At 33.4% G+C, this 22,426-nt stretch carries 13 protein-coding genes and 1 other annotated feature (1 of these 14 only partly in view); of the genes, 1 reads left to right on the top strand and 12 read right to left on the bottom strand.

What is annotated here, in order from left to right:
* From DWZ69_RS10800 to DWZ69_RS10760, 9 genes are all read right to left on the bottom strand, one after another.
* Window positions 1-4,098: SdrD B-like domain-containing protein (locus tag DWZ69_RS10800; protein WP_279210268.1), on the bottom strand; the 4,098-nt coding region annotated here is incomplete at its 3' end.
* A gap of 252 nt (window positions 4,099-4,350) precedes the next feature.
* A complete protein-coding gene (locus DWZ69_RS10795) occupies window positions 4,351-4,995 on the bottom strand; it encodes an ATP-binding cassette domain-containing protein (RefSeq protein WP_199521909.1) in 645 nt (214 codons plus the stop codon).
* A 79-nt stretch (window positions 4,996-5,074) separates the two neighbouring features.
* Window positions 5,075-5,947: a hypothetical protein gene (locus tag DWZ69_RS10790; protein WP_118000517.1), complete on the bottom strand. Its 873-nt coding sequence runs from the start codon at window positions 5,945-5,947 to the stop codon at window positions 5,075-5,077.
* Window positions 5,940-6,749, bottom strand: a complete 810-nt coding sequence (locus DWZ69_RS10785) for a hypothetical protein (RefSeq protein ID WP_118437044.1) — start codon at window positions 6,747-6,749, stop codon at window positions 5,940-5,942. The genes DWZ69_RS10790 and DWZ69_RS10785 overlap by 8 nt, the downstream gene beginning before the upstream one ends.
* A complete protein-coding gene (locus DWZ69_RS10780) occupies window positions 6,746-7,795 on the bottom strand; it encodes a hypothetical protein (protein WP_118437042.1) in 1,050 nt (349 codons plus the stop codon). The genes DWZ69_RS10785 and DWZ69_RS10780 overlap by 4 nt, the downstream gene beginning before the upstream one ends.
* Window positions 7,796-7,808: 13 nt before the next feature.
* Window positions 7,809-8,234 carry a hypothetical protein gene (locus DWZ69_RS10775; RefSeq protein ID WP_118000511.1) on the bottom strand — a complete coding sequence of 142 codons (426 nt, stop codon included), beginning with the start codon at window positions 8,232-8,234 and terminating at the stop codon, window positions 7,809-7,811.
* Between the two features lie 277 nt (window positions 8,235-8,511).
* Window positions 8,512-9,789: a sensor histidine kinase gene (locus tag DWZ69_RS10770; RefSeq protein ID WP_118000509.1), complete on the bottom strand. Its 1,278-nt coding sequence runs from the start codon at window positions 9,787-9,789 to the stop codon at window positions 8,512-8,514.
* 1 nt (window position 9,790) lies between these two features.
* Window positions 9,791-10,501 (bottom strand): LytTR family DNA-binding domain-containing protein, encoded by a 711-nt coding sequence (locus DWZ69_RS10765; RefSeq protein ID WP_118000507.1) that lies wholly within the window; start codon window positions 10,499-10,501, stop codon window positions 9,791-9,793.
* A 75-nt stretch (window positions 10,502-10,576) separates the two neighbouring features.
* The gene (locus DWZ69_RS10760; protein WP_118437040.1) at window positions 10,577-12,178 is read right to left on the bottom strand and encodes an MBL fold metallo-hydrolase; all 1,602 of its coding nucleotides are present in this window, start codon (window positions 12,176-12,178) and stop codon (window positions 10,577-10,579) included.
* Between the two features lie 554 nt (window positions 12,179-12,732).
* Here DWZ69_RS10760 and DWZ69_RS10755 point away from each other — a divergent pair.
* The gene (locus tag DWZ69_RS10755; RefSeq protein WP_118000503.1) at window positions 12,733-14,133 is read left to right on the top strand and encodes an MATE family efflux transporter; all 1,401 of its coding nucleotides are present in this window, start codon (window positions 12,733-12,735) and stop codon (window positions 14,131-14,133) included.
* A gap of 361 nt (window positions 14,134-14,494) precedes the next feature.
* On the opposite strand, the gene DWZ69_RS10750 is transcribed toward DWZ69_RS10755, so the two are convergent.
* The 3 genes from DWZ69_RS10750 to ileS form a co-directional block, all read right to left on the bottom strand.
* Window positions 14,495-15,316, bottom strand: a complete 822-nt coding sequence (locus DWZ69_RS10750) for a hypothetical protein (protein WP_118000501.1) — start codon at window positions 15,314-15,316, stop codon at window positions 14,495-14,497.
* Between the two features lie 817 nt (window positions 15,317-16,133).
* The gene (locus DWZ69_RS10745) at window positions 16,134-18,608 is read right to left on the bottom strand and encodes a glycogen/starch/alpha-glucan phosphorylase (protein WP_279210267.1); all 2,475 of its coding nucleotides are present in this window, start codon (window positions 18,606-18,608) and stop codon (window positions 16,134-16,136) included.
* 387 nt (window positions 18,609-18,995) lie between these two features.
* Complete coding sequence (gene ileS / locus DWZ69_RS10740; RefSeq protein ID WP_118000499.1) at window positions 18,996-22,157, bottom strand: isoleucine--tRNA ligase; 3,162 nt, start codon at window positions 22,155-22,157, stop codon at window positions 18,996-18,998.
* A gap of 229 nt (window positions 22,158-22,386) precedes the next feature.
* Window positions 22,387-22,426, bottom strand: a binding site (T-box leader); it runs 212 nt beyond the window's last position.

The following is a 22,426-nucleotide window of genomic DNA, read 5'->3' as shown; positions in this document are numbered from 1 at the left end:
TATTGCCTGTGGTGTTGTCACTGGTGTTGTATCCTTAGGCGTTGTTGCCTGTGGTGTCGTTTCTTTTGTTGTTGACGCCGGTGTTGTATCCTTAGGCGTTGTTGTCTGTGGCGTTGTTTCTTTTGTTGTTGACACCGGTGTTGTGTCCTTAGGCGTTGTTGCCTGTGGTGTCGTTTCTTTTGTTGTTGACGCCGGTGTTGTATCCTTAGGCGTTGTTGCCTGTGGTGTTGTTTCTTTTGTTGTTGACGCCGGTGTTGTGTCTTTAGGCGTTGTTGTCTGTGGTGTTGTTTCTTTTGTTGTTGACGCCGGTGTTGTATCCTTAGGCGTTGTCACCTGTGGTGTTGTCTCAGTGCTTGTATCTAGTAAACCTAAATTCTGATACTTAACTTCTGCATGAGTAATATTTTGTTCAACCATTTCATCAATTGTTGGTAAGGTTATTTCTGTTATTTTAGCTTTATTAAGTTTGCCGGTTTCAGTATTACTTTCACCTTCTGCCTTAGAATCATCATGTCCCTTCTTATCATCATCCTGTGCAAACTGATTTGTTACCTTATACTTTGACAAATCAACATCCTCTGTTGATTCGAAATCAACATAATATTCTCCAGCTTCTAATTTTTCAAATTTGTAATTTCCATTTTCATCGGTTAACTGTTCTGCAACCTTTGTACCATCTTTTTTATAAAGAATAACCTTTGTGTTCTTTACTTCGATGTCATCATTGTTGAAAATTCCATCTTTGTTCTTATCAATAAATACCTTACCTTCTAAAGAACGATCATAAACCTTACTCATAGCTGTACTGACTAATGTTTCCTGAGAATAACTGTTAAATAAAACATCATTTGCCGCTGCATCATCCAAACTATAAGTCATATCAATTATAGAAGAGCTCATAGCTTTGAGAGAATCATCTACAAATGCCCACGCTGCAGGCCATCCATTTGTTAACCCTTCTCCTGTTATTTCACCTGTTGTCTTATCAATTGTTGCTACAGACCACTGCTTAACCTGCTCTAATGTAATCTGGCTTGCATACTTTCCTGCAAATGTCTTATCATTTGTATAATACACTTTTACATCATTTATATCTTTAATTTTGTTTATATTAATCTTCATTGAAAGAATTTTGTAACTACCCTTCATAACGGTTCCATTAACACCATCTACAGGCATTGAGTCTACAGCATAAACATTATCCGTTGCAGTATTTCCTGAATTATTAATGACCATTTTGTAATTTGCAGTTCCAAATCTTTCAAGATTTTTTGTGCCTGTTTTTGTAATATTAAATGATGATAATTTTACAATTGAAATTCCGGCTGTTGATAAATTGCCAAGTTCTGCTGCCTGTTTTCTCTTATCTTCATCTGTAGAAATCTTAGCAACATTTGTTAATGTTGCATTATTTGTCACATCATTTTCCGGATTTTCTTCATCACCTATTTTACAACTATAGTGAAGTGAAGGAAGATCACCATTTGTCACTTTCTGATTAGGTATTTTCCACTTTAATGTAGTTGTACCGTCTATGTTTTTAGTAATTGATTCAGGTTCAATATTATCTCCACCTGTCACTGTTCCTGCACTAGGTGTATTTTCTTTATATGTTCCTCCATATTTCGAGCTTCCTTCAACATACGTTAAGCCTTTAGGCAATATGTCAGTAATGTAAACATTTGTTGTAAAATCATCAGGTACAGTTACATCCTGTGCAAATTCTAACTGACTTGCCAAAACAAAGTCAACATATCGTTCGCCATTATCTAATGTATAAATTGATTTTCTTTCTGTTTTGTTTGTCTGTTCAACCTGTTTTGAAATCTTAGCATAATATGGAACAACGTAAACACTGTCCCCAAGTGGCCAACTATTTTTTTCGCCACCAATATATCCTGTTTCATCATATTTTGCCTTAACGTATCCTCTTCCGGGATCAAGATCAACTGTATGTTCTTGTGTTGGTGCTCCTGTTCCCTGCATATAACGATTTGTAGATGAAACTGCATACTGATACCATTTTTTTAAAGTTTCCTCTTCTTTTCCTTCTTCAAAACTTACAGTATCTGCATAATCGCTTATAAGCCAAGCATTAGTTGTAGCTGTAATTCCATAGGCATATTTTGTTATGTCAAAATTTTTCTTTATTTGGATAAATCCCTGTGTTTCAATAGATGTATCTTTTGTACCGGTATTACATCCACGCCATTCATATAGCATTCCCACACATGTATATCCGTGATTTTCCAGCTCCTCCAAAGAAGTAAAATAAACCAAATCTTCCTCTTTTGTATCGAGCATTTCGTCATCATAGCCTTCTTCATCCGGTTTTAATCCTTTATGATTCCAACCTGTTTTGTCAGGCTTCGCCGCAAAAACAGCGTTATAAACAAATGAGCCACTTCTTCCTGACATTGCATTAGCCTGCCTATCCATATTAAACTCAATAGCACTGTCATCAAATTTAACTAACTGATTAACTGCGATTGAATGTCCATTTATATTGCTCTGACTAACTTCCTTTTCAGCATAGGCAATTGTATACGCAAATTTACTGCCAACAGTTAACGCATCTGAACCATCATTAATATTTTTGTCTCTTTCTTCATCTGTGCCATAATGTATATGACCTTCTACATTAGAACTAAAATAAATAATCTGGCTTCTTTTTCCATCTGTTACTAAGGAACGTTCAAATGACTGATTATCATCTGTTGTAACTGTCTGTTTAGTAGTTTCCGTATCACTTACGCCAACAGCTTTCATATTGTCTACTGTAGCATTTATTTGAACTTCACCTGTTTTACTATTATATTCATCCTCAATTTTAACCGAACCATCAACTGTTGTTGTTGGCTGAATGACCTTCATTCTGCATGATGCAAAACATCCAATGGCAACTTTACCGTCACTCATATTATATTGATTTGAATTGGCCAAATCATGTTTTGGAAATTGTGACATATCAATCTTATAGTCTTTTACTGTAAAAGATATTTTACTACCATTTTGAACTGCACTCCAAATTCCACTGTTATAACATCCTGTGTCTCCGGCATCATTACTTGCCGGTATGTTCTTTACAGACAAAGCATCATTTTTGTTTTCATCTGTTGAAAATAATAATGGTGTATATGTCTCTGTTATATTTTGTAATGTTCCACCTGTTGGAAAAAATGTAGAGTTGAAATCCACATCGAATGTTATATCACCCTTTGGAAGTTCCACTCCTTTAATTCCCTTATCATAATCATCATTTCTCAACTGTAAAACAATACCATATACTGCTTCATATCCTTCTACTTTATTTTTATCCTTGTTATATGTAGCTGTTGAAAAATCAAATGTTCCTCTCTGACTACATGTTCCCTTTACTAATTGGATATTATACTTTGGCACTGATGTTACCTTTACTTCATCTGGTACAATCTGTACTGTTTCCTTATATCCTTCAACCCATGACTCTATAGTTGGCTGAACAATATCTCCTTCGCCTTTTCCACCTACTTCTAATACAATAGGTACTGTACATCCTCCCGGAATAGCAGCCCCATTAGTAGTTGGAAGGTTTCTATAAAAAGTATATATTTTTTTACCATTTTCTTTTTTAGTCTCTAAATCTTCGACCCAACCCATTGATGAAATTCCTAGTTGTATTTCATCATCGTCATCAACAGTTACCTTGTAACCTACTCTGCCTTCCGCAAATGTCTTGTTGTTTCTTGATTGAATTTCTGTTGCCACATTATAGGTTATAGAATCGTAAGATCTTACTCTGTCATTACTTTTTGATGAATCATTTCCTCTTTCATCATTCTCGTCGAATTTTGGAGTTCCTGTTTCAATTCCTTCACCCCAAACTGTTCCATTCTTACTAATAATTGCAAGCTTACTAATATAAGCTTCATCTGCTGCCTCACTTCCTCCTGCAGCGCTGTCTACTGCTGCCATTCTTACAGCTTTGGCAGTCTTTAATGTCTTTGTGTTTTTGCTCACCAATAGATTTCCATAGACACTAGTTGGAATAATAGTTGCAACTAATGCTAAAATCAATATTAGTGATGTCAATTTCTTATTTAATTTAGCCTTACCCATAACAACCTCCTGGTGTGGTTTTACCACAATATTCTCCTTTTTTCTTATTTTTTTCGCATATATTATAATAATTTGTGGTAATAAAAAAAAATATAAAATCCTTTATGTACTTATAAAGGATTTTATATATATTCTTCTTCCTATTTATTTTTTAACATACTTTTTCAACTTTCAATTTGCTTTTAGAATTTTTATTCCTTTCATTTCTGAACTTTTCTTTTGCTTTTAGAATTTTTTATTTTCTATAGTTTTTTATTTTTCACTTATAACTCTTCCATTATCCATTTCATAAACCTTATCGCATAGTACATCTATGTCTTCTCTATTATGACTGGCAATTAAAATGGTCTTCCCCTGTTTCTTTAGCTGTAACAGATATTCTCTTACTTCCTGAACCCCATGGTTATCAAGTCCGTTCATTGGTTCATCAAGAATTATGATATCCTGATCCTCCATTGTTGCCTGTGCAATGGCTAAACGCTGTCGCATTCCTAAAGAATACTTACCTACTTTTTTTCTGCTATAAGGATCTAAACCCACATTTTCCATAACGCTTCTTAAGTATTTCTTATCCCTTTTATTATTAATCATATATAAGTATTCTAAATTCTTCATACCACTTTTATTTCGCAAAAAACCCGGTTCTTCTATTATAATACCTGCCTTTTTCAGAACTTTCATATCCTTTCCCATTACCTTACCATTTACTGTAATGGTTCCTTCATTTAATTTGACAAACCCACAAATACTTTTAAACAGAACTGTTTTTCCCGAGCCGTTTCTACCAACAATTCCACATATTTCACCTTTGTTACATGTGATGTTCACATGGTCAAGAACTGTATATTTGTCAAATTTCTTTACAGCATTATCTACCTTTATAGTAACTTGTGACATTTCTACCTCCATCTTATTTCTTAAAATATTTTGTTTGAATTTATACAAATAATTCATATTTCCGAAATTCCCATAGCTTTTAATCCTCATTTGTATAATTCAAACTCATTCTATTTATTCTAATAACGCTTACTATGCTAAAAAATACCATTGCTATTATTAATTCTATAAGACATTGTGACATTGTAGGTGTTCCCAGAGAATAGTCAAAATCCGATTTTTGTTTTCCTAATACTGTAATATCAAGCCATGAGCATGGAGAAACATATACAAGTACTCCTATAGCAATTCTTAGATTGTATGCTACTATCATTAGTATTTCAAAACATGCTCCCATACAAATTCCTATTACTCTATTAAAAACCAGACTAAACGTAAACATTAAAATTCCCATAAACATAACTATCACCATTACAAACAATGCACATACAATTAAGCTTTCCCATGGAGTATATTTATTTAATATACTGCTTGGAAACTTTACGCAATCGTACTCTAGATTCTTATCTGTCAATGACAATGTATATGCTATTTTTCCCCATTGATTATTGATGTCTCCTCTTATTAAGAATGGCATTATACTTGTAACTGCTGCCATAACAATAAAAACAAATGACATAGCAACTATATGTATAATTTGTTTAATTGCCCAGTATGACTTTCCTTCCCTAATAATACAATACATTTCTGAAGACTTTAAAAAAGGTACTCCAGAGAAGAAATATAACATTATTGCTATAAATCCACAGTCATACTCAAAATCATATAGGTACATTGGTAAAACTGTAACATTAATATCATATCCTACATCTTTTGCCATATTAAGTAATGGTATTGCAAAGACAAAATTATATATAAAAAGTAAGACTAATGTTGATAATGCACGGGATGTGAAAATTTTATCCTCTAACGAATAAAATATATGTTTTGCATAATTAATTTTGTTAATCAACTATATTCCTCCTAAATTTTATTGTTATTAGCATTCCCAAAACTATTATTATTCCCAACGTCGGTGCTATTATCTGCACTATTAATTCCACCCATGTTTTCTGTTGAAAACTATTTATCATATACACATATATATAACCTGGAAAATTGGGAATCAGTTCTATCATAATATAGTTTCCTACTGTTATTAATATGCACGGAACACATAAAACTAATAGCCTGTTCTTAATGTATAACGAAGCCAACATAGAGCATAATGAAGTAATACAATATAAAAGCGACTGAAACAATATCATAATCATAAATATGGTCACGTATTTCTTTTCTTCCACTAAACCTTTAAACAGATTAGAATCCATCAAATCACTTAATACAAAATTATCAGCACCTGTCTTGTACCAATTAAATCTGAAGAACGTTTTTGACATAAAGGCATACAATATCATTCCTAACATAAATGACACAATTACTGATACTACTACAGTAATAATTTTTGAAAGAATGTATGTATTTTTTCCACTTCGGGTGACACTGTATAAATAATTTTTGTAATTTAAATCATCACACAGACAATCAGAAAATGTCAATGCAGTAAATATAAATACCATTATTCCCAAATGACTCATAACCAAGGCATAATACAAGCAATCAAAAATCGAATCACCCTTTGCTAATATTGAAAGATCTATTCCACCTGTTCCACTTGCTCCAAGAAAAGGAATTATAGCTATACATAGAACAATAATTACAAATTTAAAATTAAATAATGCTCTGTATAAATCTGTTTTTAAACACCTTATCATAATTCCAACGCCTCACCGGTAGACGCATCAAAAAACAACTGCAATCTACTTATTCCATTTTTATTTTTTTCAAGCATATAACATTCATAAATTGGAGTTACTTTATCGTTTTCCTTGATGTTAGTATAATAACATAACTTAAAACTCATAATGCTATACTTCTCTTCTCCTTCAATGTTAGAATACTGAGTTGAAATATTATCCAGAATATCCTGAGGATTTTTTATTGATACAGTCTTATTGACATTTCCAAAATCAAAGGCTGATGTGATTTCAATATATTCAAATCCTCTTTTAGAAACTATAGCAACAACAGATGCTTTTGAATCTTCGTAATTTTGAAATTCACCTTCAAATTCATGGTATTCAACTATTCCATTAACTTTCTGTCTAATACTAATATAATAGCAATCATCTTTTTCCGACCAATTTCTTTTTTGGATTTTTGAGTTGATTGTTCCATCTACATCGTAATGTTTTTCATATTTTTTTAATTGCTCATATTTTATGGCATAACAATTATATTCAACTTCCCCTAAATTAATATTTATATCTTGTAGCTGTTTTTTTACCCATTTTATAGCATTTTTTCTTGTCATAAATTTTAAATTTTCAGTTAGTGAAAACTTGTCTAAATTATAACTATCGTCTCGGATGTCGGTATATATAGAACTTTCATAATAATCATAATTTTGTGAAGTATAGAAAAAGCCTCCATATTTTCGTATGTACAAGGAATTATTGAGATTATCTCTATAATAGCCTTTTTCTATCATCTTTACATTATTACTGTTATTCCCAAAAAGTAGTTTTTTTAATTTATCTGTATCTATTTTTTTTCTTTTTGCTTCAATTAGCTTCACATTGTTTGGAACATTTTCAACAGTAGTATCCAGAGATATATTATCTCCGGATACATGATACTGTTTTGAAGAATTATTAGATGTTTCATTTCTTGCAATTCCTGAATTGTTACATCCAACAAAGGAAGTTGCAAGAAAACACGTTGTTGCTAACAATGTGATTTTTTTTAGTAACTTGTACATCTAATTCCTCCTTTTATGGTGTATATTTTCCATCTGAATGCACTGATCCAGCTTTACCTGAATAATATCCACCTATAAGACAATAATATTCGCCTGCTGCCACTCTGTAATCATATAATGCAGTTTTTGTTTTTCCTACACTCTTTTTGCTAATAAGCATTCTGTCTGATATTACTCTTTCAGGGTATTCAGCCTTAAAAGAATGTAACTGCATTTTTGCAACAGAATTGCTAAAATATTTTGGTGACACATAAAAGCATGATTCATACTTATTACCACCATCTTTTTTTACCTTTAACGATTTGTTATCATCTTTTTTTGCAGCACTAGAGTCTTTTGTAACAGTAATATTATATGTTATGGTATTTGCATATGTAGATACTGTTCCGCCAAAAACTATGCATGTACACATAAGTAGTGCAATTAATTTTTTTCTCATATTTTTCTTCTCCTTATACTAATTTTTCATTATCCGGATAGCTGCCCATATAGTAACACCTGAGAATTTTTTTTCAACCAAATTGTAAAAAAACAAGCTCAAATTGTAAAAATTTACAGTTTTAGCAAAAAAATAATGTGGCTTGTGACATTATTAGCACCCAGTGTGGTATCCCTAGTTGAACGTTTTTGTATAATAAGAAATTACGGAAAAATATCTTATTGTATAAAAAAACTCTTAAAATCCAATTTTAAAAAACTGAATTTTAAGAGTTTTTTTACTTTTTGCACATAATAACTTTTACACAAAAATCTTTTTCGGTATAAGAAAAGTCTATATTACTTTCGTATTTTTTTAGTGTATCCTTAATATTTGTAATTCCAATTCCGTGGATTTTTTTGTCGGTCTTGTCCGTTATAAACTTTCCATCTTCTTGTTTTATCTTGCCGTTATAGCTATTGCTAACTTCAATAAAAAGATTTCCCATTTTTAATTCCATATGTATATTTACATATTTTCTACCGTCAGTTTTATCTGCTGCCTCAATTGCATTGTCTAAAAGATTTCCAATAATTGTTATTATATCTTTTGTGTCTATGCTAAATTGCTCTGGAATTACAATCTTACTTGATACTTTAATATTTTTGTTTGTTGCATGGGACAATTTATAATTAATAACACTATCGACTGCTACATTACCACTTTCACTATATAATTCTTCGCTGGAAACTCTGTCCTCTAACTCTGTAATATATTCTTTTGCTCCCTTTCTATCATTTTGCATTATGGCATCTAGTGCCAGCAAATGATTTTTAATATCATGTTTGAATTTTCTTATTTCATTTACATGTTCAGTAGCTAATTCTGCCTGATTTAAATAGTAGTTTTTTTCTTTTTCAAGCAGCTCTAAACGAATCTTTTCATTATAGTAATCATTTAAAATATCATACATAAAAATTATCAAAAACAATATTACAAGCATACACATAACTGAAACAATTTTCACTAGTTCCGGCACGTTTCCATATAAGAATATAACCATTTCCAATGTAATAGCTGCCACACTTAACAGGATAATTATACCACTAAATATTTTAGGCATTTTGAATTGTGTATCAGAAACCTTAAACATTCTTATAATCTCATAAATTATCCACAGCATTATTGCAACAACAATACAAGATAACGCATCACCATTTTGTCCATCCATGGATATTCTTGTTCCTGTAATTTCAAGCATTCCGGTACCTATTAGTTCCGCGCCAAAAAGACATAAGTATATTAGCATTACTGAAATGACTTTATTTAAAATTGTCCCTCCGTAGCATAATGATATTATAAATATTGTAATTAAGCCTACCCCAATATTTACAATAATATTAGGTGCGACTTTGTATTGGATTGCCCCAACTGCAAATTGTAATATATAGGTGCAGCAGGTTATCCACTTGTTTGTTTTTCCCCTGTCCAAAAACATTATCATAAATTTCGATATAACATATAACTGAAATATTGTTGACAAAACATATGATATAGTATAAATTAAGTTTTCCATTTTATCCCTCCATCTTTAAGTATTTCTCTCTTATTTTTTTTCTTCTTGCCTGACTAATTGGCAATTCTCTTCCATCAGCCATAATCACCTTGTCATTATTAAAAATTTTAATAAAAGAATAGTTTACTAAAAATGATTTATGTATAAAGAAAAATTTATTATCTTTAAGTTCCGTGTATATATCCTCTAGTGAACCGTAAAACTCATCGTCTTCTTCTGTTGTTTTTACAGTTATCTTTCGCTTATTTCTTTCAAAATACATTATTTTACTTAATTCAATATTATATGTTGACTTGCTTTTTTGATATGTAAAAAACAATCCTCTGTCTCCATATACATTTAAATAATTGTTTAGAACCTTCTTAATTGCTTCTTCTGTCAATGGTTTAATTAAAAAATCAAAAGGCCTGTTTTCAAAAAGCTCCATTGCATAAGATTTTTTAGAAGATATATACACTATTTGAGCCACATTATTTTCAAGTTTTTTCCTAATATACTTACCTATTTCCACTCCATTCATTTCCGGTATTTCTATGTCTAAAAATATCAAATCGTATTTAACATTTAACATTTTTTCACATAATTCTTTTCCTGAATAGAATGTATAAATCTCTGCTTTTATTTCTGTTTGGTGTAATAGTTTTTCCACAATATGATTTACGCTAGTACACACTTCTTTGTCATCATCGCATATTGCTACTTTTATTCCCATTTTTATCTCCGTTGGTTATTATTGTTATTATTCATTTGCAAATTATTTTTGCCATTACTTTACCTGCGGATTATTTTATCTGTCCCACTTATCACATAAATTTTGAATCTGATTTGTAAATTTAGCTAAATCTTTGTTCGTGCCTCCTTCGCTTCGCTTAATAACTGCAAGCAAACGCTGACCTGCTGCAAGTAAATTTTCGTAAACAGAAGATGCCCTTCTTTCCTTTGCTGATTTTTTCTTAATTGGAATAGGCACTCCCTCTTTGATAATTTCACCTGTCAAAAGGTCAAATTCCGTACCGCTATAAGGAGCATATGTATTAAAACCATGTTCTTTTTCCAAAAGATTAGCAAAATAATCGCACACATTGTCTTCCCCATGAACCACGAAAACTTTTTCAGGCTTAATTTCCATTGCTTCAAGCCATCTTATTAATTCTTTTTGGTCACCATGACCGCTAATTCCTTTAAGGCTTTCAATTCTTGCTTTTACTGCAATTTCTTCACCAAAAAGTTTTACTGAAGTTGCACCTTCAAGAAGATTTCTTCCTAACGTGCCAATCGCCTGATAACCAACGAAAAGAATTGTTGAGTTTTCTTTCCACAGATTGTGTTTTAAATGATGTCTGATTCTACCTGCCTCGCACATACCCGATGCTGATAGAATAACTTTTGGCTTGGTATCCTCATTAATTGCAATGGAATCATTGCTTGTTACAGAAACTTTCAAGCCCTCAAACTGAAGAGGGTTAATTCCATCATTAATCAGTTTCTTCGTTTCCTCATCAAAGCAGTCAACTACATTGTTATTAAAAATATTCGTTGCCTGCACAGCCAACGGGCTATCAACATAAACCTCAAAATCAGGATACTTTTTTATCAAATTTTCTTTTTTTATTATCCTTAAGAAATATAACATTTCCTGAGTTCGTCCAACTGCAAATGACGGAATAACAACATTACCACCTTTTTCAAAAGTTTCCTCTAAAACTTTCGTTAATGTTTTAATGTAGTCTGGTCGCTCTTCATGTAATCTGTCACCGTATGTTGACTCAATCAAAACATAGTCCGCACCTTTTAAAGTTTCAGGATCCTTGATTATAGGCTTGTTAATGTTTCCAATATCCCCAGAGAAAATAATTGTTTTACTTACACCATTCTCCGTAACTTTCATTTCTATACTTGATGAACCTAGTAAATGACCTGCATCTACAAATTTTATTTGAAATTCATCACATACTTTTACAACCTGATTGTAATCTACAGGTATCATCAGCTCGCAAGCGGCCGCTGCATCTTCCGTATTATAAATAGGAACATACTCCTCACGTCCTGCTCTTTTTGCCTTCCTGTTCTTCCACTGTGCTTCAAACTCCTGAATATGCGCACTGTCTCGCAACATAATGTTGCAAAGTTCACAGGTTGCTTTGGTTGCAAAAATCTGCCCCTTAAAACCTTTCTTAACCATCAATGGAATTAAACCTGAGTGGTCAATGTGAGCATGTGTCAGGAAAATGTAATCAATATCCCCTGCGGGAACCGGCAATTCCTGGTTTACATAAATATCCTTGCCCTGCTCCATACCACAATCTACAACTGCTTTCTTGTCACCTACCTGTAAATAGTGACAACTTCCTGTTACCTCATGATCTGCGCCTAAAAATGTGAGAATCATAAAATCGCCCCCTTTGTAAGTTTATTTTTCGTTAGTTTGTTTTGTCTTATTATAAGACTTCTAATCCGTTCCTGTTATGGATTAATTATAACACTTACAAAGACTTTTATGGAGAGTTTTTTGAGTTTTTCTTTTTTCAGAAAATAGTTTCAACTATTTTTTGTATACAACATCAGTCCGGCTTCCTTCCACTCTTCTTGCTTTATTATATGCATATTTTGCAATTTGTTTAAAGGAAATGATATTTTATAAAATTTCATAATCTGCATAAAAGATATTGAACTATTAGTTTTTTCATTGCATAATAGTATTTCAACACATATAAATATTTTTAGTACTAAGTGGTTAAACGGATTTGCATATTAGTTAGATATTTTAAGACTAAGTTGTTAAACAGATTTGCATATTAGTTAGATATTTTAAGACTAAGTTGTTAAACAGATTTGCATATTAGTTAGATATTTTAAGACTAAGTCGTTAAACAGATTTGTATGTTAGATAGGTTTGGAAACTAAATTATTAAATAGACATTTACAAAAAGAAAGAAGGTTTTTATGAACGAAGGGACAATTTCTTTAAAAAATAAATTTTTCGGTGACAAGGCTTTTTACAAAATGATTCTTGCAATTGCCGTTCCAATTATTATTCAAAATTTACTGACAAATCTTGTTAGTATGGCTGATAATATTATGGTTGGGCAGTTGGGTACTGACCAAATGTCCGGAGTTGCCATTATAAATCAGCTATTTTTTGTTTTTAATTTGCTGGTTTTTGGTGGTATGTCAGGTGCCGGTCTTTTTTCCGCACAGTATTTTGGTCAGAAAAACAATGACGGTGTGAGAAATGTTTTTAGAATGAAGATTCTTATTGGCATAACAATTATCATTGCATCTCTTGGGGTTATGCTATTTTTACACGAACCTTTGATTAACATGTTTCTCCACGAAGGTAGCGACTCGGGCAACATTGTTGATACTTTCAATTACGCGCGAAACTACCTATACGTGATGGTTATCGGCATTGCACCTTTTGTAGTTTCTAACTGCTATAGCACAACTTTAAAAGAATCCGGGCAGACTATTGTGCCAATGAAAGCCGGAGTTCTGGCTGTAGTTTTTGATATTGTACTGAATTATATTTTTATTTTTGGGAAATTCGGTGTGCCTGCCATGGGCGTTACCGGTGCAGCTATCGCCACTGTTATTTCACGTTTTGTGGAATGTGGCTATTTGGTTGTTTACACCCACACACATGTAAAAGAATATCCTTTTATTAAAAATTGCTACAGAACTTTGAGACTTCCTATGTCACTTGCGAAGAAAATTCTTATTACCGGAACGCCACTTATGCTTAACGAATTTTTGTGGGCTGGCGGACTTACTTTGCAGACACAGGCTTTTTCTACAAGGGGACTTGCTACAATCGGTGGATTGAATATTTGTAATACTTTAGGTAATATTTCAAATTCAATTTTTGTAACACTTGGTACAACCATCGCCATTGTTGTAGGTCAACTGTTGGGTGCTGGCAAACTAAAAGACGCAAAGGTCACAGCCACACGTATGGCAACTTTTTCGTTTTTAATTTCATTAGGCACTGCCGTAATTTTATTTATACTTGGACCGATATTCCCACATTTTTATAATACAACAGGGGAGATTCGCCAACTGGCAACACGTTTCATTTGGGTGGTAGCTCTGGCAACACCTTTTATATCATTCACTAACTCTGAATATTTTATTTTGCGAAGCGGTGGCAAAACTATCATTACATTCCTTTTTGATAGTTGTTTTGTTTGCCTTGTAAATGTTCCGGTTTCAATGTGCCTTGCGAAATTCACCTCCATGAATATTGTAAGCATGTTCCTACTTGTAAACATGTTGGAAGGCATTAAGTCATTTATTGGTTTCGTAATGGTAAAAAAAGACATTTGGCTGAATACAATTGTGGAGTAGAATATGGTTTGTTTACTTAATATTTCTTATTTATGGAATTAGTAGGATTGAGTTTTTGATGAATCTTGTGTAGTTTGTCTACATTATAACATTTGATTATATGAAGAATAGGATTGAATTGTAATGTCTCACTCAATCCTATTCTTATGTTTAATCTATTTCCTATTGTTTTAATCTAGTTTCTAAGTTTGTGATTTAATCTAATTTTTAAGTTTAATCTATTCCCTATCACAGCAAATATTGGTGATTATATTTTCACGCCTTATGCAAATATTGGTGATTATATTTTCACGCCTTATGCAAATATTGGTGATTATATTTTCACGCCTTATGCAAATGTTAATCATTTATCTTTTTTATCTTATACCAAATATTTTTTTACCAGTTCTTCCAAAATTCTTGTATTAAGCGGACCGTCACTTGTTTCAAATGTCATTAGCAAATTATCACCAGGAAATATGTTATTTTTCTGAAATGTTTCGATTTTTCTTAATGCTTTCCTTGAATACTCGCTGTCGTCCATCATTCCGAAATGTTCCAAATAATATTCTTTTCTAGTTCTAACATTCAAGATTTTGAAATCAGGTACTACATATCCATAGCCTTTCAAATATAACGGTTGCTCGTAAACGTACGGTATCCCCTTCATATATAATTTGTCCGCAATTATTTTTTCTGATTTCGAACGAACCGCCTCTCCCTGTTCAGTAAGTATCTCATTATCTTTATCTGTGAATATGAATTTTTCACTTACTTTACTCATATTTTGTTCTTTTAATTTGTTTTGTTCTGCCTGCCACTTTTCTGCGTACATTTCGTTTGGCATTGTATATGGTTCAACAAATATTTTCTTTTTATCTGATATCTTGTCGTAAGCTTTTAATGTTTCATCAAATTCATATTTATCCAACATATTTCTAAGACACTTTTTATTTTTCTTGATTATAATTTGAACTTTTTTCTCATATTCTTTTTGAGCAAGTTTTTTAATAATACTACGATTCTTTTTATTTATGTATGTTTCCGTACCATCATCTTTTCGCCAATAATACTGAATTGAATTTTTATTTTTACTTATATTAACGTATCCCTCAGGAAGTCTTTCTAATGTTTTTTTATTAGTCTTTTCTATTTCTTCTAACTCTAATTGTTTTTCATATAAGATTTGTTTTAAATTTTCCATGCGTTATCCTTATTCATTTATTATGTTGTGTTTATTATATGTTAAGTTAATTTATTTTTCAAGTGTTATTATTAATTAGATATGTTGATTTTATTGTTTTTAGAAATTTCCACCCCTTCAGCTTGTTATTTTTCCTAGGGGGGGTGGAAAGCTGGACTCCCTACACTTTTTCACATTACAATCTTTCTCTTTTTTCCACTCTTATGGCTTGTTATTTTTCCTAGGGGGTGGAAAGCTGGACTTCTCACTCTTTTTCTCCCTTCAGTATTTCTCATTTTTCCACCCCTTATGGCTTGTTATTTTTCCTAGGGGGGGGAAAGCTGGACTTCTCACTCTTTTTCTCCCTTCAGTATTTCTCATTTTTCCACCCCTTATGGCTTGTTATTTTTCCTTGGGGGGGGGAAGCTGGACTTCTCACTCTTTTTCTCTCTTCAGTATTTCTCATTTTTCCACCCCTTCAGCTTGTTATTTTTCCTTTTGGGTGGAAATCTGGACTTCTCACTCTTTTTCGCACTTCAGTATTTCTCATTTTTCCACCCCTTATGGCTTGTTATTTTTCCTAGGGGGTGGAAAGCTGGACTTCTCACTCTTTTTCTCTCTTCAGTATTTCTCATTTTTCCACCCCTTCAGCTTGTTATTTTTCCTAGGGGGTGGAAAGCTGGACTTCTCACTCTTTTTCGCACTACTGTCTTTCTCTTTTTTCCACCCTTAAAAATTATTATGGTTTCTTTAGGGTGTATTATCGCCATAATATTAGTTTTGTTTGCATAACAAGTCAAAAAAATAGGGGCAGCTACGCTGCCCCTAGGTAAATCTCCTACAATTCTACCTTTACTTTCTCTAAGTGCCAGATATCTCTTACGTATTCTTCAATTGTTCTATCTGATGTGAACTTGCCTACGTTTGCTACGTTAAGCATCGCTGATTTTGCCCAACCTGCTTCATCTTTGTAAGCTGCTTCAACACGTCTTTGAGCTTCTGCGTAAGACTGGAAGTCCTTTAAGATGAAGTATCTGTCTGCACAACCTGTTTCTTCCTTTGTAAGAAGTGAGTTGTAAATTGGTCTGAATCTTTCAGGATTATCAGGTGAGTAAAATCCGTTAATTAACTGCATAAGAACTTTTCTAATATCCATGTCTGAATTGAAAATCTGCATTGGATCATATCCACCATTATTTTCGTAACCAATAACTTCGTCTGAAGACATACCAAAGATAAATGCATTTTCCTTGCCAACTTCTTCGACGATTTCAACATTTGCACCGTCCATTGTTCCAAGTGTTAATGCACCATTTAACATGAACTTCATGTTACCTGTTCCAGAAGCTTCCTTTGAAGCTGTAGAAATCTGTTCTGAAACATCTGCTGCTGCAAAAATGATTTCTGCATTTGAAACTCTGTAGTTTTCAATGAAGACAACCTTAATCTTACCGTTGATTGACTCATCATTGTTGATTACATCTGCAACACTGTTGATTAACTTAATTGTAAGTTTTGCAATCTTGTATCCTGCTGCTGCCTTTGCTCCGAAAATAAAAGTTCTTGGAGTAAATTCCATATCAGGATGTTCTTTAACCTGATTGTATAAATACATAACATGTAAAATGTTAAGTAACTGACGTTTGTATTCATGAAGTCTCTTAACCTGAACATCAAAGATTGAACGTGGATCTACATCAACTCCATTATGTTTTTTGATATATTTTGCAAGACGAACTTTGTTCTGATACTTAATGTTCATGAACTCAGCCTGAGCCTTCTTATCATCTGCGTATACTTCAATGCCTTTGATTTTTGGAAGGTCTGTAATCCAATCATCGCCAACCTTGTTTGTAACCCATTCAGCAAGAAGAGGGTTTCCATGAAGCAAGAATCTTCTTTGTGTAATACCATTTGTTTTGTTATTAAACTTCTGTGGCATCATTTCATAGAAGTCCTTTAATTCCTGCTTTTCAAGAATTTCTGTATGAAGCTTAGCAACACCGTTTACTGAATAGCCGGCACAAATTGCTAAGTTTGCCATCTTAACCTGACCATCATAAATAATTGCCATCTTAGCAATCTTGTCATAGTTACCAGGATATTTTTCTTCAATTTCAAGACAGAATCTTCTGTTGATTTCTTCAACAATCTGATAACATCTTGGAAGTAATCTTGAGAATAATTCAATAGGCCATTTTTCAAGAGCTTCAGCCATAATTGTATGGTTTGTATAAGCTACACACTTTGTAGTAACTTCCCAAGCTTCATCCCATTCTAAATAATAAACGTCCATTAAAAGTCTCATTAATTCTGCAACTGTTAATGTTGGATGAGTATCATTCATCTGGAATACTACTTTTTCATGTAATTTCTTAATGTCATCATGCTTCTTTAAATACTTCTTAATTGCTGTCTGAAGTGAAGCTGAAACAAAGAAATACTGCTGTTTTAATCTAAGTTCCTTACCTGCATAATGGTTATCATTTGGATAAAGAACCTCTGTAATTGTCTTAGCAAGGTTTTCCTGTTCAACTGCTGCCATATATGAACCCTTGTCAAATTCTTCAAGGTTAAAATGAACAACTGGTTCTGCATCCCAAATACGTAATGTATTAACAACATTGTTGCCATATCCTACGATTGGCATATCATAAGGAACAGCCATAACTGCCTGATAACCTTCCTGACCATAATAATCACGTCCGTCTCTGTGATCAATCTTAACAGTACCACCAAATCTAACTTCACAAGCATACTCTTCACGCTTGATTTCTAATGGATTAATATGTCTTAACCAATCTTCAGGAATTTCTTTCTGATATCCATTTTCAATCTTCTGCTGGAACATACCGTATTTGTATCTGATTCCACATCCATATGCAGGGTAATTTAAAGTTGCAAGACTGTCTAAGAAACAAGCTGCAAGACGTCCTAAACCACCGTTACCTAAAGCTGCATCAGGTTCCTGGTCTTCAATTACATTTAAATCAAGTCCAAGTTCCTCGATTGATTCCTTAATTTCATCTCTTGAAGATAAGTTAATAATCATGTTACCTAAAGCTCTTCCCATTAAGAACTCCATTGATAAATAATAAACTGTTCTGCCATCAGCTTCATCATAAGCCTTCTGTGTAGCAATCCACTGGTCAATAACGATATCTTTTACCGCATAAGCAACACATACAAATTTGTGTCTGTCACTTACTTCATCTAAAGTCTTACGGTAAAGCATCTTTGCCTGATCTTTTACACGCTTTTTGAATTCTTCCTTGAATTCTTCTTTTTGAATTCTGTCCATTGTTTTAGTCATAAACCCCTCTCCTATCCTTATTGTTTGGTAACATACAATAAAATTCATCTATCTTTTGCAAAATATATGTGCTGCTGTTTTCCCAATATGATTTCGATATCCAAACACCACAATCCTAATTATGATGACTGTTCCATGCTTAGCACTCCTTCGATTTTCCCCAAAGAATCACATATTACCAAGCTTACACTTCACTTATATGCTAATATTAAATGTGTACCAACATATATATCCTATATGCTAATATTAAATGTACACCAACATATAACACAACTTATATCGATAAATTCTATACATATGCTGTTGCGTATATTCGTATAACACGCATAAAGGAACGATTTACACCGTTCCTTTATAAATTTATATTCTGTTCAAATAACTAGCCTACTATGAGTTTTTTTCAACGCTTAATGTAACCTTTTCGCCATTAATGTTCCATTCCTTCTCATACCCTTTTATTGTATCAAATTCGACATTATCTGCCAACACTTCTGACTTAATTTCATCAATATTACGTTCTACAACGTCCTTAACCTTGTCATTATTAGCAACATTCACAACGATTTTGTCCATTACTTCGAATCCAGCTTCTTTTCTCATTGTCTGAATCTTGCTGATTACTTCACGAACAAAACCTTCTTCTAATAATTCATCACTTAAGTTAGTGTCAAGAACTACTGTAACGTCGCCATCTGCTTCAGAAACATAACCTTCAACCTGAGCCATGTCGATAAGTAAATCTTCTTTTTCAAGAACAACTTCATTACCGTCAAAGTCAAATGTAAGAGGTTCGCCGGCATTAATCTTATCCATAGCACTGTTTCCGTCAAGGCTTGCCAATGCTTCCTTAATCTTGCCTAAGAACTTACCATATTTTGGTCCAACAGTTCTAAGCTGTGGCTTAAATGAGTATGATGTGAATGCTCTAACATCATCAGTAAACTCTACTTCTTTTATATTCAATTCTTCTGTAATAATTTCCTGGAAAAATTCAGGCAAATCAAAATCAGCCTTTACAAACATTTTGCCAATTGGCTGTCTGTTCTTGATGTTTGACTTATTTCTACAAGCACGACCAAGAACTACTACCTTAAGAACTCTTTCCATATTTTCTTCTAATTCTTTATCAATCTGAGCTTCATTAACTTCTGGGAAGTCACAAAGGTGAATTGATTCTTTTGCACTTGAATCCACACTTCTAACTAAATTCTGGTAAATGTCTTCAGTCATAAATGGAATCATAGGTGCTGCTGCCTTTGATACAGTAACAAGTGCTGTATAAAGTGTCATGTAAGCATTAATCTTATCCTGTGGCATGTCTTTTGCCCAGAATCTTTCTCTTGAACGTCTTACATACCAGTTTGACATTTCATCAACAAATTCATCTAACGCTCTTGCAGCTTCAGGAATTCTGTAGTTTCCAAGGTTGTCATCTACAGCCTTAACCATAGAATTCATCTTTGATAATAACCACTTATCCATTACTGATAATTTATCATAATCAAGTGTGTACTTAGTTGGATCAAACTGATCGATTTCTGCATAAAGTACATAGAACGCATAAGTGTTCCAAAGTGTACCCATGAACTTACGCTGTCCTTCTTCTACTGCCTTGCCATGGAATCTGTTTGGAAGCCATGGAGCTGAGTTAATGTAGAAGTACCATCTGATTGCATCTGCACCGTATTTATCAAGTGCTTCAAATGGATCAACTGCATTACCCTTTGACTTACTCATCTTCTGTCCGTTTTCATCCTGAACGTGACCTAAAACGATTACGTTCTTGTATGGAGCCTTGTTAAATAACAATGTTGATTCTGCAAGTAATGTGTAGAACCAGCCACGAGTCTGGTCAACAGCTTCTGAAATAAAGTCTGCAGGGAACTGCTGTTCAAATAAATCTTTATTTTCAAATGGATAATGGTGCTGTGCAAAAGGCATTGCTCCACTATCAAACCAACAGTCAATAACTTCCGGAACTCTCTTCATTGTGCCACCACATTCAGGACATGGCATTGTAATTTCATCAATGTAAGGTCTGTGGAATTCAACAGTCTTAGCTTTTTCGTCACCTGACTTTTCAAAAAGTTCCTGACGACTGCCAATTGACTGCATGCAACCACAATCACACTGCCAAATGTTAAGTGGTGTTCCCCAATAACGGTTACGGCTTACGCCCCAGTCCTGAACATTTTCAATCCAGTTTCCGAAACGTCCCTTACCGATACTTTCAGGAATCCAGTTAATTGTGTTGTTATTTTTAATTAAATCATCCTTAACTGCTGTCATCTTAATAAACCATGATTCACGTGCATAGTAAATAAGTGGTGTATCACATCTCCAGCAATGTGGATAACTATGTTCAAATTTAGGTGCGTCAAATAATAAACCTCTTGCATCTAAATCTTTTAATACTTCAGGATCTGCCTTCTTTACAAATAAGCCGGCAAATGGTGTTTCTTCTGACATTTCACCTTTTTCAGTAACAAGCTGAACAAATGGAAGGTCATAGTTACGGCCAACATTAGCATCGTCTTCACCGAATGCAGGTGCGATATGAACAACACCTGTACCATCTGTAAGAGTTACATAAGTATCACATGTAATGAAGAAACCTTTCTTGTGCTGCTTTTCAGCTTTTTCATGAGCACATTCATATAATGGCTCGTATTCTTTGCCTTCAAGTTCTTTACCTTTGTATGTTTCAAGAATTTCGTATGGTTTAACACCTTCTTCTTCATTTCCAAGGCTACCTAAAACTGTATCTAATAAAGCAACTGCCATGTAATATACATAGCCGTCTGCTGCTTTTACCTTTGCGTAATCTTCATTCGGGTTTACACAAAGAGCAACGTTTGAAGGTAATGTCCAAGGTGTTGTTGTCCATGCTAAAATATATGCATCCTCGTCTTTCGCCTTGAATCTAACGATTGCTGAACGTTCTTTTACATCCTTGTAACCCTGAGCTACTTCCTGTGATGAAAGAGGTGTTCCACAACGTGGGCAATAAGGAACGATTTTGAAGCCTTTGTATAATAAGCCTTTATCCCAAATAGTTTTTAAAGCCCACCATTCTGACTCAATATAGTTGTTATCGTATGTTACATAAGGATTATCCATGTCAGCCCAGAAACCTACAGTACCTGAGAAATCTTCCCACATACCTTTGTATTTCCAAACACTTTCCTTACATTTGTCAATAAAAGGCACAAGACCGTATTCTTCAATCTGGTCTTTTCCATCTAAACCAAGCATCTTTTCTACTTCTAATTCAACAGGAAGTCCATGAGTATCCCAACCTGCTTTTCTTGGAACCATATGGCCCTTCATTGTCTGGTAACGTGGAATCATATCTTTTATAACACGAGTTAAAACGTGTCCAATATGTGGCTTACCGTTGGCTGTTGGAGGTCCATCATAAAATGTATATGTTTCTCCTTCCTTACGACTGTCCATACTTTTCTTAAAAATGTCATTGTCTTTCCAAAACTTTTCTGTCTGCTTTTCTCTCTCAACAAAATTGAGATTAGTTGAAACTTTCTTGTACATTCTGTACTCCTTTCATTTTTATATAGTATTGCTATCTATTTAAGTGTTTAATCATTTGCTCACTACGTATGGGCATGAGCCTTGTCTACTCATAGACCTTTGGTCTATTTCGTCGCCGGCTTCGCCTTATTCAAACACATAAAAATATAAATTCTTGTGCAAGCACAAATTTATATTTTTATGTGTCTGAGCAAGGCTCATGCCCATACGTAAAAAAGGCTTCCGCCCTGTTAAGGACGAAAGCCTGAATTTTCGTTATACCACCTTTA

It is taken from the genome of Eubacterium sp. AF34-35BH, assembly GCF_003477765.1.
In the GTDB taxonomy this organism is placed as follows: Bacteria; Bacillota; Clostridia; order Lachnospirales; family Lachnospiraceae; genus Eubacterium_G.
The sequence above is the reverse complement of the archived record's forward strand: the minus strand, read 5'-3'. Positions and strand labels throughout refer to the sequence as shown.